Annotated in this window: 17 protein-coding genes; 7 read left to right on the forward strand and 10 right to left on the reverse strand. The window is 69.0% G+C overall.

Annotated features, from left to right (window positions below):
- Positions 1–91 precede the first annotated feature (91 nt).
- Both AB0I34_RS11765 and dtd read right to left on the reverse strand, forming a co-directional pair.
- Complete coding sequence (locus tag AB0I34_RS11765) at positions 92–997, reverse strand: GIY-YIG nuclease family protein (RefSeq protein WP_360443450.1); 906 nt, start codon at positions 995–997, stop codon at positions 92–94.
- Between the two features lie 5 nt (positions 998–1,002).
- Positions 1,003–1,428 carry a D-aminoacyl-tRNA deacylase gene (gene dtd / locus AB0I34_RS11770; RefSeq protein ID WP_360443453.1) on the reverse strand — a complete coding sequence of 142 codons (426 nt, stop codon included), beginning with the start codon at positions 1,426–1,428 and terminating at the stop codon, positions 1,003–1,005.
- 34 nt (positions 1,429–1,462) lie between these two features.
- Between dtd and AB0I34_RS11775 the strand changes: the two genes are divergently transcribed.
- The gene (locus AB0I34_RS11775) at positions 1,463–2,293 is read left to right on the forward strand and encodes a 3-keto-5-aminohexanoate cleavage protein (protein WP_360443456.1); all 831 of its coding nucleotides are present in this window, start codon (positions 1,463–1,465) and stop codon (positions 2,291–2,293) included.
- On the opposite strand, the gene AB0I34_RS11780 is transcribed toward AB0I34_RS11775, so the two are convergent.
- The 3 genes from AB0I34_RS11780 to AB0I34_RS11790 all read right to left on the reverse strand — a co-directional run bounded on the left by AB0I34_RS11780 (position 2,230) and on the right by AB0I34_RS11790 (position 4,267).
- Complete coding sequence (locus AB0I34_RS11780; protein WP_360443459.1) at positions 2,230–2,685, reverse strand: hypothetical protein; 456 nt, start codon at positions 2,683–2,685, stop codon at positions 2,230–2,232. The genes AB0I34_RS11775 and AB0I34_RS11780 overlap by 64 nt on opposite strands.
- The gene (locus AB0I34_RS11785; RefSeq protein WP_360443462.1) at positions 2,682–3,833 is read right to left on the reverse strand and encodes a molybdopterin-dependent oxidoreductase; all 1,152 of its coding nucleotides are present in this window, start codon (positions 3,831–3,833) and stop codon (positions 2,682–2,684) included. Before AB0I34_RS11785 ends, AB0I34_RS11780 begins: the two co-directional genes overlap by 4 nt.
- Positions 3,834–3,904: 71 nt before the next feature.
- Entirely contained in the window at positions 3,905–4,267 is a 363-nt protein-coding gene (locus AB0I34_RS11790) for a DsrE family protein (protein ID WP_360443465.1), read from the reverse strand.
- Positions 4,268–4,434: 167 nt separating this feature from the next.
- On the opposite strand from AB0I34_RS11790, the gene AB0I34_RS11795 reads away from it, so the two are divergent.
- Positions 4,435–4,929, forward strand: coding sequence for an FABP family protein (locus AB0I34_RS11795; RefSeq protein WP_360443467.1), 495 nt, complete (start codon positions 4,435–4,437; stop codon positions 4,927–4,929).
- A 193-nt stretch (positions 4,930–5,122) separates the two neighbouring features.
- Here the strand turns inward: AB0I34_RS11795 and AB0I34_RS11800 are convergent, their stop codons facing one another.
- Complete coding sequence (locus tag AB0I34_RS11800; protein ID WP_360443470.1) at positions 5,123–5,800, reverse strand: response regulator; 678 nt, start codon at positions 5,798–5,800, stop codon at positions 5,123–5,125.
- Positions 5,793–7,049 carry an ATP-binding protein gene (locus AB0I34_RS11805; RefSeq protein WP_360443473.1) on the reverse strand — a complete coding sequence of 419 codons (1,257 nt, stop codon included), beginning with the start codon at positions 7,047–7,049 and terminating at the stop codon, positions 5,793–5,795. Before AB0I34_RS11805 ends, AB0I34_RS11800 begins: the two co-directional genes overlap by 8 nt.
- Before the next feature lie 126 nt (positions 7,050–7,175).
- Here AB0I34_RS11805 and AB0I34_RS11810 point away from each other — a divergent pair, with 126 nt between their 5' ends.
- Positions 7,176–8,558: a cation:dicarboxylase symporter family transporter gene (locus AB0I34_RS11810; RefSeq protein ID WP_360443476.1), complete on the forward strand. Its 1,383-nt coding sequence runs from the start codon at positions 7,176–7,178 to the stop codon at positions 8,556–8,558.
- Positions 8,559–8,623: 65 nt separating this feature from the next.
- On the opposite strand, the gene AB0I34_RS11815 is transcribed toward AB0I34_RS11810, so the two are convergent.
- Complete coding sequence (locus AB0I34_RS11815) at positions 8,624–9,445, reverse strand: LLM class flavin-dependent oxidoreductase (protein ID WP_360443479.1); 822 nt, start codon at positions 9,443–9,445, stop codon at positions 8,624–8,626.
- 111 nt (positions 9,446–9,556) lie between these two features.
- On the opposite strand from AB0I34_RS11815, the gene AB0I34_RS11820 reads away from it, so the two are divergent.
- Both AB0I34_RS11820 and AB0I34_RS11825 read left to right on the forward strand, forming a co-directional pair.
- Positions 9,557–10,552: a glycine cleavage T C-terminal barrel domain-containing protein gene (locus tag AB0I34_RS11820; RefSeq protein WP_360443482.1), complete on the forward strand. Its 996-nt coding sequence runs from the start codon at positions 9,557–9,559 to the stop codon at positions 10,550–10,552.
- Between the two features lie 46 nt (positions 10,553–10,598).
- On the forward strand, positions 10,599–11,555 hold the full coding sequence (locus AB0I34_RS11825; RefSeq protein ID WP_360443485.1) for an asparaginase: 957 nt from the start codon (positions 10,599–10,601) through the stop codon (positions 11,553–11,555).
- Here the strand turns inward: AB0I34_RS11825 and AB0I34_RS11830 are convergent.
- Together AB0I34_RS11830 and AB0I34_RS11835 are read right to left on the reverse strand one after the other, a co-directional pair.
- Positions 11,548–12,819: an erythromycin esterase family protein gene (locus AB0I34_RS11830; RefSeq protein WP_360443488.1), complete on the reverse strand. Its 1,272-nt coding sequence runs from the start codon at positions 12,817–12,819 to the stop codon at positions 11,548–11,550. The two genes, AB0I34_RS11825 and AB0I34_RS11830, sit on opposite strands and share 8 nt — an antisense overlap.
- A gap of 96 nt (positions 12,820–12,915) precedes the next feature.
- The gene (locus tag AB0I34_RS11835) at positions 12,916–13,551 is read right to left on the reverse strand and encodes a helix-turn-helix domain-containing protein (RefSeq protein ID WP_360443491.1); all 636 of its coding nucleotides are present in this window, start codon (positions 13,549–13,551) and stop codon (positions 12,916–12,918) included.
- A gap of 285 nt (positions 13,552–13,836) precedes the next feature.
- On the opposite strand from AB0I34_RS11835, the gene typA reads away from it, so the two are divergent.
- Together typA and AB0I34_RS11845 are read left to right on the forward strand one after the other, a co-directional pair.
- The gene (gene typA, locus AB0I34_RS11840) at positions 13,837–15,702 is read left to right on the forward strand and encodes a translational GTPase TypA (RefSeq protein WP_360443494.1); all 1,866 of its coding nucleotides are present in this window, start codon (positions 13,837–13,839) and stop codon (positions 15,700–15,702) included.
- 138 nt (positions 15,703–15,840) lie between these two features.
- Positions 15,841–16,404, forward strand: a complete 564-nt coding sequence (locus AB0I34_RS11845; RefSeq protein WP_360443497.1) for a L,D-transpeptidase — start codon at positions 15,841–15,843, stop codon at positions 16,402–16,404.
- The last annotated feature ends 155 nt before the right edge of the window (positions 16,405–16,559 follow it).

A 16,559-nucleotide genomic window follows, 5' to 3' on the forward strand; every position in this document is an offset into this window, starting at 1 on the left:
CGACGCACCTTTCTGAGTCGAACCTCACCGACCCAGAACAGCACACACCCGGCCCCGGCCCGGATCTCACGATCCGGGTCCGGGGCCGGCGCTATTCCTGCCGCAGCCGCGCTGCGAGCTCCGCATTGCGTTGCGCGAATGTCCGCCAGGCAACCGGCGTAGCCTCCACCCGGTCGCGGGCGGTCGTCTCCGTCACCGCCTGCTGCGTCCAGGTCTGCATCCGCCCACCGAGCATCCGGAACCGCACCAGCACACCGTCCGACCAGCCGTGGACGTCGACATCCTGCGGCTCGAGCCGGGACACCTTCTGCTCCGCGACGATCCACTCGAACGCCGCGAGCTCGTCCTGCAGTTTGGCCGCGAACTCGAACCGGAGCCCGGCCGCGGCCCGATCCCGGCGACGTATGAGCTCGGCGCGCAACGCCGTCACCGCGGCCGGGTCACGCTCGAGTACGGCGCACGCCGTCCGGGCGAGTGCCTCGCGGTCGTCCGGCCCGATGCCGAACAACTCAGCGAACTCACGGACCGAACCGTTGGAGTCGGCCGTGTACTGCAATGGCAGCACTCGCTGAAGCGCCGAGATCGCCTGCCGTACACGCAATCCGCCCAGGTACGGACCGAAGTGCGGCGCCGCGGGGCTGACGGTGTGCGTGAACCGCAGCCCCGGCCGCTGGGGTCCGTCGTCGAAGCGGATGTAGCCGACGACCTCGGCCCCACCCTCCATGCGGTTCCAGCGCGGCTTGGAGTGCTCCAGCAGGTTGCGCTCCAGCCAGGCCGCCTCGTGCTCCGAGTCGCACCACACGCTCTCGATCCGCGCGATCCGGTTGACCATCCGAGCCAGCCGTGGCCGGTCGCCGAGGTGGGTCCAGTACGACTGCACCCGGCGGCGGAGGTTCACCGCGCGGCCGATGTACAGAACCTTGCCGGCGTCGTCGCGGAAGCGGTACACGCCAGGCTCCTGCGGGAGCCGGCGGGCAACGGCGCGTGCGGCGGTCACGGGTGTCAGGCGTCGAGGATGAGGGTGACGGGGCCGTCGTTGACGAGGGCGACGTCCATGTGGGCGCCGAACCTGCCGCGTTCGACCTTGGCGCCGAGTGATTCCAGGGCCGCGCAGAAGGCGTCGTACAGGGGTTCGGAGACCGGGCCGGGGGCGGCGGCGCTCCATGACGGGCGGCGGCCCTTGCGGGTGTCGGCGTACAGGGTGAACTGGCTGATCGCGAGGATCGGTGCCTGCTCGTCGGATGCGGACCGCTCGTCGTGGAGGATGCGCAGGGTCCAGATCTTGGCGGCGAGTGCCTTCGCCTTCTCCTCGGTGTCGTCATGTGTGACGCCGAGCAGGACCACAAGCCCCGGCCCCTCGATCGCTCCGACCACTTCGCCGTCGACGGTCACCGACACCTGGCTCACCCGCTGTACTACAGCTCTCATGGAACCATCCTGCCCTGCGGGATATGGTCCGGTCATGGCGTCCACTCTGATCACCGTTGCCCCGACCGGTGCCGAGACCGCGAAGGCGGACTGCCCGGCCCTGCCGACCACGCTCGACGAGCTGGTGGAGACGGCGAAGCGGTGTGAAGCCGCCGGGGCGGCGATGATCCACCTGCACATCCGCGACGGTGAGCACCGGCCGACGCTCGAGCTCGGCCGCCTGACCGACGCGGTCGCCGCGATCCGGGCGAACACCGGGCTGATCGTGCAGCTGTCGACAGGCGGCGCGGTGACGGATCCGTACGACCACCGGCTCCGGGTGCTCGACGCCGGTCCCGACTCCTGCTCGCTGACGATGGGCACCGTCAACTTCGGTGACGACGTGTTCATGAACCCGTGGCCGTTCGTAGCCGAGCTCTACCAGCTGAGCCAGGAGCGCGAGGTGGTGCCGGAGTTCGAGCTGTTCGACCTCGGGCACGTGGCCGCGCTGCACCGGCTGCTGGACAAGTTCGGCCTGCCGTACGGCGGCCGCGTGCACTGCGACCTGGTGATGGGCGTCCCGGGCGGCATGCCCGGTACGACGGACGCCCTCGTGGCAGCCGTCAACGCGCTCCCCGCCGCCGTCACGTCCTGGTCGGCGACAGGCATCGGGCGTACGTCGCTCAACGTCGCGCTGGCCGCCTTGTCGAAGGGCGGTCACCTCCGGGTCGGCATGGAGGACACGCTGACGCTGGCGAAGGGCAAGCCGGTCACGCACAACGCCGAACTGGTCGAGCGCGCCGCTGCTCTCGCGACGATGGCTCAGCGCCCGCCGATGTCGCCGGACGAGGCACGCGACCTCTTGAACGTGAAGCGCGACCGCTGAACCACGAACCACACCGCGCCGGCCACGACGATCGTTGCCTCCAGCAATAGCCAGTCACGGAGGTAGTTGCGCGGCAGCACGGTCGGGTTGACGCCCTTGCCCTGCCGCAGCAGCAGCGGGAGCGCGATCAGTGTGGTCAGACCGACGTACAGCAAGGTGGTTCGGACCGCGCTGATGGTGCGGTGGTGGTCCGGACCGGCGGACCACCGGGTCACCAGCCAGCCGGTACCGATCGTGAGCGGGACAAGGAAGAAGTCGTCGGCCAGCACCGCGCCGGCGAGCCACAGTGGCAGCCGGATGAGCGCTTGGACCTGCACCGCGTCCAGCAGGAGCCACAGTCCCCAGAGGCCGACGCCAATACCGGCAGCTGCGAGGGATGCTCGGAGTTTCATGCGATGACCTCCAGGCGGTGGACCCACTTGGTCTGCAGTACGCCGGGGCGGTTCGGCGCGATGATGCGGGCCGGGTGGCCGTGGTCGAGGGCCAGCTCACCGCCGTTCAGGCCTAGTGCGAGCAAGGTGAGTGGATCATCTGCGAACTCGGATGGCAGCTCGCTGGTCGCGTAGAAGCCGCCCTTCTCCATCGAAACCACCCGGACCCGGGAACCCTTCGGCGCACCGCAAAGCTGCAGGAGATCGCGGATCCGGATGCCTTCCCACCGTGCGCCCTGGCTCCAGCCTTCGACGCAGGCGATCGGCAGATCGGACCGGCTCTGCGGCAGCTGGCGCAACTCTTCGAGTGTGTACGACAGCTCCTGCGGTCCCTTGATCGTGAAGCGCCAGTCCGGTCCGATCCCGGTGACACCCGCGTCGTGCGCAGTACGGTTGACCGGAAGGCCCTGCGGACCGACGTTCGGCTTGCGAGGCGCCAGCACCGCGACCGGCCCGAGGGCCGGCACGGATTGCCCGACCGACGTGATGCCGGCCAGCGCAACCGCCCCGGCGACGGTCCGGAACAGCCCGCGACGGGTCAGTCCGGTGATTGCTGGCGGCAACGAGTCGGCCACCTCGTCCGTCGTACGGTGCCAGTGCGTGACGATCAGCGGGAACTTGACCGCGAGGTGGACCAGCAGTGCGCCGATGATGATCCACGCCAGCGCGTAATGCGTTTGTTTGAAGGGAAACGGCCACGGATACCACTGCAGCGTGTTGACGAACCCGATGAACAACTCGAGCGCCAGCGCGGAGACCAGCACCAGGATCGAGAGCCGCTCGAGGACACCGGCGAGGGCTTGTCGGCTAGGCGGCCAAGGGAGCTTGGCGAACAGCTTGGGATAGACGGTCCACAACTTTGCCAGCAGCAACGGTACGGCGACCGTCCCACTGAGGACATGCAGGCCCTGTGTCACGCGGTACAGGGAGGCCGGCCGGCTCGGGATGTGAAGCCACCCGGGGGTGTCCTGCTGGAAGTGGCTGAACAGCCCGGTGAGGAAGCAGATCGTCACCGCGATCGCGAGCCAGCGTCCGATCACCGTCGCGACCCGCGGATGGTGCAGCGGGGAGGGGAACGACTTCTCCGTCGGGGGCGCCGGAAGCTTCATGCTTCCACTACAACGCAGATCGCCTGCCCCGAACGCCGCTCACCGGTTACTGCTCGCGAACGGCCGGACCGTCAGTAGACGATCGCCTGCGTCCCGTCGGTGAGGATCTCCTCGGTGAACGCCGGGGCGCCGGCGATCCGGGTGCCGGGGAGCAGGTCGGCCTCGGTGAGGTCGCGGCGCTTCGCGCACTGGGTGCAGACCGTGAGCTGCCCGCCCTCCAGAACCGCACCGACAAGGTCCGCCAGCGGCGCCGCGTGCGGGAGTTCGAAGGTCTCGGCGCGTCCGGGGACGGCGAACCAGACGGCGTCGCCGGTCAGCCACAGGGAGACGGTGGCTCCGGCGGCCACGGCGGTGGCGGCGACGGTGAACGCCTGGTTCGCGCGTTCGGCCTCTTCGGCGCCTGCGGTCAACTTGATCACCAGGGTGCGAGACATCACGCCACGGTAACCGAAGCTTCCGGGCCGGTATCCCCTAGACTGGCCGACGTGTTGCACGTCATCTTCACCACGCTGCTGGTCCTGGTCTGTGTGTTCATGGGCTGGTTCTCGGCCTTCGTCGTCTATCGGCTGTACCGCGGCCGCAGCGCGAACTGAGTGACCTGATGGCGTTCGAGATCCCGCAGGACCTGCACCCCGACCTGATCCCCCTCGCGTGGCTGCTCGGTCGCTGGGAAGGCCGCGGCCACGGCGACTACCCGACGATCGAGAAGTTCGAGTTCGGGCAGCAGATCGACTTCAGCCACAACGGCAAGCCGTACCTGCACTACGTCAGCCAGACCTACGTGGTAGGCGAGGACGGCACGAAGGAGCGCCCGCTGGCGGTCGAGACCGGTTTCTGGCGGCCGCAGCCGGACAACAAGGTCGAGGTCATCCTGGCCCACCCGACCGGCTTCGCCGAGATCTGGTACGGCGACATCGACGGCGCGAAGATCGAATTGCAGACCGACGTCATCGCCCGGACCGTGAGCGCCAAGGAAGTCACCGCCGGCCACCGCCTCTACGGGCTGGTCAAGGGCGAGCTGCTCTGGGCCTACGACATGGCCGCCGAGGGCCAGGCCCTCCAGCCCCACCTCTGGGCCACCCTCGTCCGTTCCTGACCCGCACGCCCCCGCCGCCAGCCGACCCGCGCCGCTCCCCGGAGCTTTCTGCGTCGCGGTCTGGTGGGTTGACCCACGAGCCTGTGGGTTGGCCCACCGCACGCGTTGGGCCAACCCACACGCGGATGGGTCAGCCCATCAGAGCGGGGCGGAGGGCGGGGGTGGAGGGGCGGGAGTGCGGGGCGCACCGGGGTCAGCTTTCGGCGACCCAGGAGTACTCGACCTTCGGGCGTCCGCTGCGGCCGTCGTACCGCTGGGTGCGGAGCGCCTGTCCCTGGTCGGCGAGGTGCTCGAGGTACCGGCGTGCGGTGATCCGGGAGGTGCCGAGCGACGTCGCGACCTCCTCGGCCGTCCAGCCCTCGCGGTTGCCGAGCAGTTGTACGACGCGATCCAGCACCGAACCGGCCAGCCCCTTCGGCACCGACGAGACGGTTGCTGGATGCAACAACCGGTCGACCTCGTCCTGATCCGCGACCACCTGCCCCGCCTCGGCCGCTCGCCGCTGCCGTGCATACGCCGTCAGCCGGTCCCGCAAAGTCTCGTAGGCAAAGGGTTTCAGCACGTATTGCACGACGCCGATCCGTGCCGCGGCCTGTACCGCGGCCACTTCGCGCGCCGACGTCACCGCGACCACGTCGATCTGATTGCCCAGGGCCCGCAGTCGGCGGACTACGTCAAGTCCATGCCCGTCGGGCAGGTTCATGTCCAGCAGCACCAGGTCGATCTCGCCACGGGCCAGGACCTGCAGCGCACGAGCCGCCGTACCGGCGACGCCGATGCAGGTGAAGCCCTGCAGGCGATCGACGTACGTGCGATGGGCCTCCGCGGCGACCGGGTCGTCCTCGACGACGAGGACCCGCAGGTCAGGCACTGGCGCTCACCGCCCGCGGCAGCCGGACCCGGACGGTCAGCGCCGGTACGTCGTCCAGCTCGGAGTCCGGGTCGACCATCAGCGTGCCCTGCCAGCGCTCGACCGTGCTGCGCACCAGCACGAGGCCGAGCCCGTGTCCCGGCTCCGCCTTCGTCGTCCAGCCCCGGTCGAACATGTGCGCCAGCTCGGTCGCACCCAGCTCGGCACCGGTGTTCGTGACGATCAGGTCGATCGCCTCGCGCGTCGTACCGGCCCGCAGCTCGACCCGGCGTGGAGCGGGACCGCCCCGTGCGGCCTCGATCGCGTTGTCCAGCAGGTTTCCGACGACCGTGACCACGTCCTGCGCGGGCAACCGCGTGTTCAGCGGCTCCTGGCCGAGCTCCAGCGTCAGCACCACGCCGCGTTCCTGTGCCTGCGCGAGCTTGGCGAGCAGCAGCGACGCGAGCACGGGATCACCGACCGTACCGACCACCCGATCCGTCATCGCCTGTGCGAACTGCAGCTCGGACACCGCGAACTCGCGAGCCCGCTCCGGCCTGCCGATCTCGATCAGGCTGACCACGGTGTGCAGCCGGTTGGACGCCTCGTGGTTCTGCGCCTGCAGGGATTCGGCGAGACTCCGCACCGCATCCAGCTCCCCGAGCAGCCGCTGCAGCTCGGTGTGGTCTCGCACCGTCACGATGCGGCCGGAGCGTGACGGTTGCTGGTTCACGACCACCACACCCTGCACTCCGAGGTGGAGTTCGTCGTACGCCGTTCTGCCCGCGCGCAGCAACTCCGCGAGCGTGGCGGGCAGATGCAGGTCCTCGATCGGCGTACCCGGGATGACCTCGCTCAGGCCGAGCAGCTCCTGGGCCTCGTCGTTGGCGAGTTGGACGCGGCCGTCGGCGTCCAGCAGGATCAGCCCTTCGCGGGCGGCGTGCAGCACGCCCTCGTAGAAGTCGAGCATCCGCGCGAGCGACTGGGTGCCCATCCCGCGGGTGGCCCGGCGGACCCGCCAGGTGACCAGCGCGTTGCCGGCGATCGCGACCCCGAGCATGAGGCTGGCGACGCCGAGCATCGAGCGCAGATCGAGCCGGATCAGCTCCCACCAGCCGGGTGGCGCGAGGCCGGCAGCCGCCGCATCCCGCTCTGCCTGCGCGCGGGAGCGGCTGACCATGGTGATCGACACCATCAGGATCAGGATCGCGACCGTGACCGTCTGCAGCCAGAGGACCTGGCGGCGCAGTTCCCAGGGCCGGCGACGCATGCGGACAGTCTGCACCGAGAACGATATGAACGAAACGCGCACTTCTCCTGTGCGTCACGTCACAGTTACCCAAGCAGCATCCGGCCCCTCCTCCATTGCCCGCCGGCCGATACAGGGAGTCCCACCATGTCGAGCCCGACCGAACCGCGACCGACCCCGGTCCGCAACGACCGGACCCATTTCCTCTACATCGCCGTGATCGTCGCCGTCCTGCTCGGCATCGGTGTCGGCTTCCTCTTCCCGGACTTCGCGGTCGAGCTGAAACCGCTCGGCACCGGGTTCGTGAACCTGATCAAGATGCTGATCAGCCCGATCATCTTCTGCACGCTGGTACTCGGCATCGGCTCGGTCCGGCAGGCCGCCAGCGTCGGCAAGGTCGGCGGTCTCGCGCTCCTCTACTTCCTGGTGATGTCGACGGTCGCGCTCGGTATCGGCCTGGTGGTCGGCAACATCGTCCAGCCGGGTTCCGGTCTGAACCTGACCGACAAGCTCCGGGAGACCGGTCAGAAGCAGGCCGCCGGCGCGCACGAGAGCACGACCGACTTCATCCTCGGCATCATCCCGAAGTCGCTGCTGTCCTCGCTGACCGAGGGAGAGGTGCTGCAGACCGTGCTGGTCGCCCTGCTGGTCGGCTTCGCGCTGCAGGCGATGGCTGCCAAGGGTGAGCCGATCCTGACCGCCATCGGGCACATCCAGCGGCTGGTGTTCAAGATCCTGTCGATGATCATGTGGACCGCGCCGATCGGTGCATTCGGCGCGATCGCGGCCGTCGTCGGCGCCACCGGCTGGGACGCGCTGGTCAGCCTGGGCAAGATCATGCTGGCCTTCTACATCACCTGCCTGCTCTTCGTGATCGTTGTCCTGGGCACCGTTCTTCGGGTGGTCACCGGGATGTCGATCTTCCAGCTGCTGCGCTATCTGGGCCGGGAGTTTCTGCTGATCGTGTCGAGCTCGTCGTCGGAGACCGCGCTGCCGCGGCTGATCGGCAAGATGGAGCATCTCGGCGTCGGCAAGCAGGTCGTCGGTATCACCGTCCCGACCGGGTACTCGTTCAACCTGGACGGCACAGCGATCTACCTGACCATGGCGTCGCTGTTCATCGCCGAGGCGATGGACACGCCGTTCTCGATCGGCCAGCAGATCTCCCTGCTGCTGTTCATGATCGTGGCGTCGAAGGGTGCTGCCGGTGTCACCGGTGCGGGCCTGGCCACGCTGGCCGGCGGCCTGCAGTCGCACCGGCCGGAGCTGGTCGACGGCGTCGGCTTGATCGTCGGCATCGACCGATTCATGTCCGAGGCCCGGGCGCTGACGAACTTCGCCGGCAACGCGGTCGCGACCGTCCTGGTCGGGCACTGGGTCGGGGCATTCGACAAGGAGCAGGCCAAGCAGGTCTTCGCCGGTGACGATCCGTTCGACGAGGCCGCGTTCGCGGCCGGAGACACCCACGCGGGCGACGTTCCCCTCGAGGACAGTCGCAGGACCGAGCCCAGCCGCAGTATCGACCACTGAGCCACCTGTCCCACCCCTCCGGCACTGCCCGTCAGCTCCCCCCCGCTGACGGGCAGTGCCGTCTTTCAGCTCCCTGTGAGCTTCTGGACCACCGGGGCGAGGTCGTCGAGGTACGTCGAGTTGACCGTGATGTACGTCGTACCGAAGGTGTCTCGCCGGCGCTCCAGCTCGTCCGCCATCTGCTGAGGCGTACCGCGCAGCATCATCAGCGAGTCGCTCGCCTCCAGCTCCTCCGGACTGACACCTGAGGCCTGCTTCGTCCACGGCGGGAGCTCGCGCGTCCCGGCCGCGAAGAGGTTCATCGCCAGCTCGATCTCGTCCGCCCGCGGTCCGGCCAGTTCTCGCAGGTCCTGGACGAGTCGCAGGATCTCCGCACGCGGCGTCATCGCGTCCTTGGCGATCGACACGATGTCGGCCCGGGCGGCGGCCAGCGCCAGCGCCCGCGGTCCACCGGCGGCGAGCATGATCGGCGTACGCCGCTCGCCGTCGAGGTCCGCCAGCAGGTCGAGGGTCTCGCGGACCTGGTCGCGGCGCTCCTTGCCCGATCCGAACGGCAGGCCGATCTCGGCCGCCTGCTGCTCGACACCCGGGCGACCGGTTCCGATGCCGAAGTCGAACCGGCCGTCGGTGAGCACGGTCAGCGTATGTGCGTCCCACGCGGCCTGCCGAGGCGTCCGCAGCGGGGCCGCGGCCACGAAGGTCCCGACCCGGATGTCGGCCAGCGTCGCGGCCATCGCGAGCGAGGCGAACGGTGACGGCAGCTGCAGGCCGTCGGGCATCAGCACGCTGGTGTAGCCGAGCTCTGCGGCCCGTCGCACCGTCGTGGTCCACTGCTCCGCGGTCGTCGGGCTGCCCACGACGCCGAAGCGGAATCGCTTGTCACTCATCGCCTTGCTCCCTTCACTGGATTCGATGCCTCCAGCCTGCCGGTGGGCGGGGTTGTCCACATCCCACGACGGGAGGCGTTCGCCGTACGCCGGCCGACGTACTCTGGTGACATGTCACGGATGCGCAGCCCCCTGCTCGACCGGCCCGGCGCGGTCGAGGCCGACGGACTCGACGCCGGGGTCGCGGCCCACTACGGCTCGGATCTGCGGGAGCAACGCGCCCTGGTCGCGGGGAAGGCGTTCGTCGACCTGTCGCACCGTGAGGTCGTCACGATCACCGGTCCCGACAGGTTGACCTGGCTGCACGCGCTGACGACGCAGTACTTCGAGGGGCTTACGCCCGGTACGTCGACAACCGCGCTGCTGCTGTCGCCGACCGGCCATGTCGAGCACGTGATGTACGGCGTCGACGACGGCGAGACGTTCTGGCTGCATACCGAGCCCGGCGCGGCCGCGGCCCTGGTCGAGTGGCTGCAGAAGATGGTGTTCATGTCCCGGGTGGAGATCGCGGATGTCACCGACGACTACGCGATCGTCTGGCGGCCCGGACCGGCTCCCGCGGACGGTCCGCTGACCCGCAGCGGTGCGGACTCGCTCGGCGGTCACGAGGTGTTCCTGCCGCGCGCCGAGTTGGCGGGTCTGGAGGGTCCGGCGGCTGGAGTCTGGGCGTACGAGGCGCTCCGGATCGAGGCCGGCAACCCACGGTTCGGCCTGGACATGGACGAGCGCGCGATTCCGAACGAGCTGGGCTGGCTCGGCGTCGGCGTACACCTGGACAAGGGCTGCTACCGCGGCCAGGAGACGGTCGCCCGGGTGAACAACCTCGGCCGCCCGCCACGCCGGCTGGTGCGACTGCACCTGGACGGTTCGGTCGACCACCTGCCCGCGCATGGGTACGCCGTACGCGTCGGCGACAAACAGGTCGGGTTCATCGGGTCCGCGGCGCGGCATCACGAGCTGGGCCCGATCGCACTGGCGCTGGTGAAGCGGAACGTGGACCCCGAGGTCGTGATCGAGGTCGTCGCCGAGGACCAGCCGACGGTGACCGCCACCCAGGAGGTCCTGGTCGACCCCGAGGTGGGGCTGCACGTGCGCTCGCGGCTGTGAGCCGGATCATTCGCAACACTGCTTTTTGCACCTGTACAGTTCAGCCGTGACCGAACCTGTGATCCTGGCCGACGTCGTCCGCAGCGGCTTCGTGGAGGGCCACCACCGCGGCTCCGTCGTGGTGACGAACCCCGATGGCTCCGTCGCGTGGGCGGCCGGTGTGGTGGACCAGCCGATGTTCCCGCGCTCGTCGAACAAGCCGATGCAGGCGCTCGGCATGCTCCGCAACGGGCTCACCCTCGACGGCAAGCTGCTGGCCCTGGCCGGCGCCTCCCACTCGGGCGAGCAGATCCACCTCGACGGCGTTCGCGAGATCCTCGCGATGGCCGGCACGGACGAGACCGCGCTGCGGACCCCGGAGGCGTACCCGCTGGCCGACGCGGCCCGGGACGCCTGGGTACGCGCGGGACACGGACCGGAGCGGATCACGATGAACTGCTCGGGCAAGCACGCGGCGATGCTCCTGACCTGCCAGGTCAACGGGTGGGCGTTCGACGACTACCGTGCACCGGATCACCCACTGCAGAAGGTGATCCGGACCGCGATCGAGGACTCGGCGGGGGAGAAGGCGTCGTACGTCGCGGTCGACGGCTGCGGCGCGCCGATCTTCGCCCTCAGCCTCGCCGGCTTGGCTCGTTCCTTCGGCCATTTCGCGGCCGCTGCTCCGGGCACGCTCGAGGCGCGGGTGAAGGATGCCTACCGGTCCTACCCGGAGTACGCCAGCGGGACCACGCGGGACGAGGCCGAGTTGATGCACGGCGTCGACGGCCTGTTCTGCAAGGCCGGAGCGGAGGGCGTGTACGCCGTGGGGCTGGCCGACGGCCGCGGCATCGCCCTCAAGATCGAGGACGGCGCCGCCCGGCCCCGCAAGGTCGTGATGGCCGCCGTCCTCCAGCGTCTCGGCTTCACCGACGACGTCGTCGAGAGCCACCTCCGCTTCCCGCTGTACGGCGGTGGCATCGACGTCGGCGCCGTACAGCCACACCCTCCGACGTTCAGCTGACGAGCGGGTGCGTCGGGGTCACCTCCGGCGTGTGGATCACGACGTCGAACCAGTCGGAGAGGCTGTTGCCGGTCATATACGACGCGGGGCCGGACTCCGGGAAGCCGCGCGTCCTGGCGGTGCCGTGCAGCCAGGCCCGGACCGCGTCCGGTTGCGGGCGGCTGTGGAGATCGAGGACGAACTGACCCTTGTGGGCAGTCGTGAGTTGGTGCTCGAACCAGTCGGACGATGCCGGCGGAAGCGTGACCGGGCCGAGCGTCGTGCCGTGGTCGACTGTGCAGCCGACGGAGCGGTAGCGGTCGCCGTACCAGTCACGGAGGTACGAACCGGCGTTGCGGAAGACGACGTCCGGGTCCGGTGGGACGGTGACGCGTAGGCCGGGGGCGTTCGCCGTGTGTGCGTTCGCGGCCCAGTAGATGACCTTGTTCCGGGTGAAACCGTGCCACCAGCGCACGTTCTCCGCTGCCCGGGCGTCGCGATAACTCCAGATCTCGGCCTCCGGCAGGCTGAACGCCGTGTAGAACGACAGGATCTGCCGGGCGTGGTGCTCGGTGAGCGCGTAGTCCCGGTCGTTCGGCCGATGCGGCAGCTTCCGGATCATGGCGTGCACCGCCTGCGCCCTGGCGACGTACGGCGCCTTGTCCTTGACCTCCTTCCAGTACCACTGGACATACGCACCGATGTCCTCGAGATGCGGCCGGATGGGCTTGAGGTTGCGGCGCAGTTCGGCCAGCCGGTGCGGTGCGCGGCGGTCGACGTACTCGTCGATGGCGTCGTACGCGAGCAGCCGGGTGGCGAAGTACTCGGCGCCGGCGAATCGCACCTTGTCCCGATGCGTGGCGTTGTACCCGCGCAGGTAGTCGAACAGCTCGGCGATCTCGTGGGTCCGGCTCTCGGTGCTCAGTTGGCCGACGAGTGCGTTGAGATCACCGCGCCCGGTCAGCACGTACTCGTTCAGCTGGGTGCCCAGCGACCAGTCGTCCTCGAACGCGATGGCGCGGAAGCCGAGCCGCTCCACGAGGTAACGGACCACCCGCAGCTTCAGGTGGGTGAGCTCGGCCGTCGCATGGACGGCCTCCCCGAGCCCGACGATCTGTGCGCCACCGATGGACCGGCGGAGGTGGTCGAGATCTCCCAACGGCTCGGCATTGCGGGCGATCCAGTTCGTGATCGGGTCGCCGGAAGCCTGTGCCGGCACCAGTCCGGTCGCGATCGCCACACCGACCGCCGAGCCGGCCAGGAAAGTTCTTCGTGTGATGGTCATGCCACACCACTCTGGCCGGACGAGGCGTCCCCGGCATCCGCCGCTGGAGGGCTTCACAGATACGCCGTCCGTCGTACGCACGGAGTCCGCCGCGGGTCATTTGGCGCGGAGGCGGTCCACTCGCGGTGAGCTGATCGGGAGCGGGGCGGTCGGGGTGGCCAGGTCGTAACCGGCGTACAGGCGGCGGCGGATGTCTTCCACGGGGAAAGTCTCGCTGTAGATCGCGAGCTTCACCGTGACGCCCTCCAAGGTTGCTCTGAGCAACATTTCCTCGACGGCCGGGTCGGCGGCACCGCGGGCGGCGAAGACGGAGCGAATGGCGTCCTCGACCTGGCTGACCCGGGCAGACTTGTCGGCCTCGACGCGCGCGAAGACGTCGTGGGTGGTGGGCTGCATCATCAGGGTGATCGCGAGCCGCTGGATCGGGAGTGTGGTGGCGGCCGCCATCAGGGCGCCGTCGATGATGCCGGCCAGGCGCTCGTCCGGGCTGCCCTCGATCGTCAGGATCCCGGCGATGCCGTCCAGCCAGCGGTCCAGCAGCTCGGCGGCCAGCTCTTCCTTGGCGGCGAAGTAGTACGAGACCAGGCCGCGGGACACCCCGGCTGCCTCGGTGATCTCGGAGATCGATGCGGCCTCGTAGCCCTTGGCGGCGAAGACCTCCAGGGCTGCGGCCAGGATGCGCTCCCGGGAGCGCTCTCGCAGCTCCTGGTTCACGGTGGCCGAGCGCGGCACGGTTCCTTCCCCTGCTGGTCGTTACCCCGGAGGCCGAGCCACCCCCCAATCAGGTGCTCGGCGCTCCCGGGCTCGGACCCCCCGTTGTTTCAGGCCCCTCCCCAGGCGCCTTCTATAGACTGGACGTCCAGTCAACAAATGTCAAAGGCCGTCCCGTTTCGTGGACACGTGCCGTCACCGGTAAGATGAAAGGGCTGCGCCCTGCGTCGAGTGGCCATCTCGTGCGACACAACACGCCGTAGCCGCCGCCTGACACCCAGTCCCCATTGCTTGGAGCGCTTCCCCATGCCTGTCCGTAACGACCTGCGCAACGTCGCGATCGTGGCCCACGTCGACCACGGCAAGACCACCCTGGTCGACGCGATGCTGTGGCAGTCCGGCGCCTTCGGCGCGCATCAGCACGTGGACGAGCGGGCGATGGACTCCGGTGACCTGGAGCGTGAGAAGGGCATCACGATCCTGGCCAAGAACACCGCCGTCCGGCACAAGATGGCCAACGGCGAGCAGATGACGCTGAACATCATCGACACCCCCGGCCACGCCGACTTCGGCGGTGAGGTCGAGCGCGGCCTGTCGATGGTGGACGCGATCGTGCTGCTGGTGGACGCCTCCGAGGGCCCGCTGCCGCAGACCCGGTTCGTGCTGCGCAAGGCGCTGGCGCGGCAGATGCCGGTGATCCTGGTGGTGAACAAGGTGGACCGCCCGGACGCCCGGATCGCCGAGGTCGTCGACGAGACGTACGAACTGTTCCTCGACCTGCTCGACCACGACGCGGACCAGAGCGCGCTCGACTTCCCCGTCGTCTACGCCTCCGCGCGGGCCGGCCGGGCCTCGCTGACCCAGCCCGCCGACGGCGGCATGCCGGATTCGGAGGACCTCGAGCCGCTGTTCGAGACGATCCTGGCCAACGTGCCGGCCCCGGAGTACACCGAGGGAGCGCCGCTGCAGGCGCACGTGACCAACCTGGACGCCTCGCCGTTCCTCGGCCGGCTCGCGCTGGTCCGGGTGCACGAAGGCACGCTGAAGAAGGGCGCCCAGGTTGCCTGGTGCCGTCATGACGGCTCGATCCAGCGGGTCAAGATCACCGAACTGCTGGTCACCGAGGCACTCGAGCGGGTGCCCGGCGACTCGGCCGGTCCGGGTGACATCGTCGCGATCGCGGGCATCCCGGAGATCATGATCGGCGACACCCTGACCGACCCGGAGAACCCCAAGCCGCTCCCGTTGATCACCGTGGACGAGCCGGCCATCTCGATGACGATCGGCACCAACACCTCGCCGCTGGCCGGCCGGACCAAGGGCACCAAGGTGACCGCGCGGCTGGTCAAGGACCGGCTCGACCGCGAACTGGTCGGCAACGTGTCGCTGAAGGTCCTGCCGACCGAGCGGCCGGACGCCTGGGAGGTGCAGGGCCGCGGTGAGCTGGCGCTGGCCATCCTGGTCGAGCAGATGCGCCGCGAAGGCTACGAGCTGACCGTCGGCAAGCCGCAGGTGGTCACCCGCGAGATCGACGGCAAGCAGCACGAGCCGGTCGAGCGGCTGACGATCGACTGCCCGGAGGAGTACCTCGGCACGGTGACCCAGCTCCTCGCGGTCCGCAAGGGCCGGATGGAGCAGATGACCAACCACGGCACCGGCTGGGTCCGGATGGAGTTCCTGGTCCCCGCCCGCGGGCTGATCGGGTTCCGCACCGAGTTCCTCACCGACACCCGCGGTACCGGCATCGCGCACCACGTGTTCGAGGGGTACGAGCCGTGGTTCGGCGAGCTGCGTACGCGCCCGAGCGGTTCGCTGGTGTCGGACCGCTCCGGCGCCGCGACGTCGTACGCGATGATCAACCTGCAGGAGCGCGGCACCATGTTCGTGGAGCCGACCACCGAGGTGTACGAGGGCATGATCGTCGGTGAGAACTCGCGCAGTGACGACATGGACGTGAACATCACCAAGGAAAAGAAGATGACCAACGTCCGGTCGTCGACCGCGGACGAGTTCGAGAAGCTCGTCCCGGCCCGCAAGCTGTCGCTCGAGCAGTCGCTGGAGTTCTGCCGCGAGGACGAGTGCGTCGAGGTCACCCCGGACGCCATCCGCATGCGCAAGGTCGCCCTCACCCAGGTGGAGCGCTCGAAACTCGGCCGCAAGAACAAGGCCTGATCCACCGGAGAACCACACCGGTGTGATACACCGTTCCTCGGTCGGTCCGGGGGGACAAAGTTCCGGATCGTTACAACCAGACGTGACGCGCTGACGTCTGTCATGTGCAAGCAACTCTTTGGGGGAAGGAAGCAGGACATGGGAATTCTGCGTAAGCTCGGCGCCACCGTCACGGCAGCCGCGTTCGTGGGGGTGGGCGCACTGACCGCGACCACCACGGCCGAGGCCGCCGTAGGGGCACCGATGGTTGCGCCCCAGGCCGTGGTCGCGCCACAGAAGGCGACCGCGGCGGCGTCGTCGACCACACTTGTGCGGGGCAAGCTGCGGATCGACAAGCGGTGTATGACGAAGGGCCGGGTGCTGTGCATCAACAAGCGCACCCGCAAGTTGGTGTACATGGTCAACGGCAAGGCGATCCAGATCACCGACGCACGGTTCGGCGGCCGTAAGACGCCGACCCGGCAGGGCGTCTTCAAGGTCCAGCGCAAGTCGAAGAACCACGTGTCGTCGCTGTACCACTCGCCGATGCCGTACGCGATGTTCTTCAGTGGTGGCCAGGCGGTGCACTACTCGGCGGACTTCAAGGCCCGCGGGTACAACGGTGCCTCGCACGGCTGCGTGAACATCCGCGACAAGAAGAAGATCGCCTGGATCTTCGCCCGGGTGAAGGTCGGCGACAAGGTCGTCGTCTACAACGCCTGACGAGACCGCAGCGCGGTCTGGAAGGCCTTGTAGAGCCGGGGTTCGACCAGGCAGAACGTGGCTTGGCCGACGGAGGTCCTGAATATGCCGGACCCGATCATCACGCCCAGGCCGAGTACGACCAGATCGCGACGACCGAACAAGCGCGGCAGACG

The organism is Kribbella sp. NPDC050281 (assembly GCF_040655855.1).
Taxonomy (GTDB): Bacteria; Actinomycetota; Actinomycetes; order Propionibacteriales; family Kribbellaceae; genus Kribbella.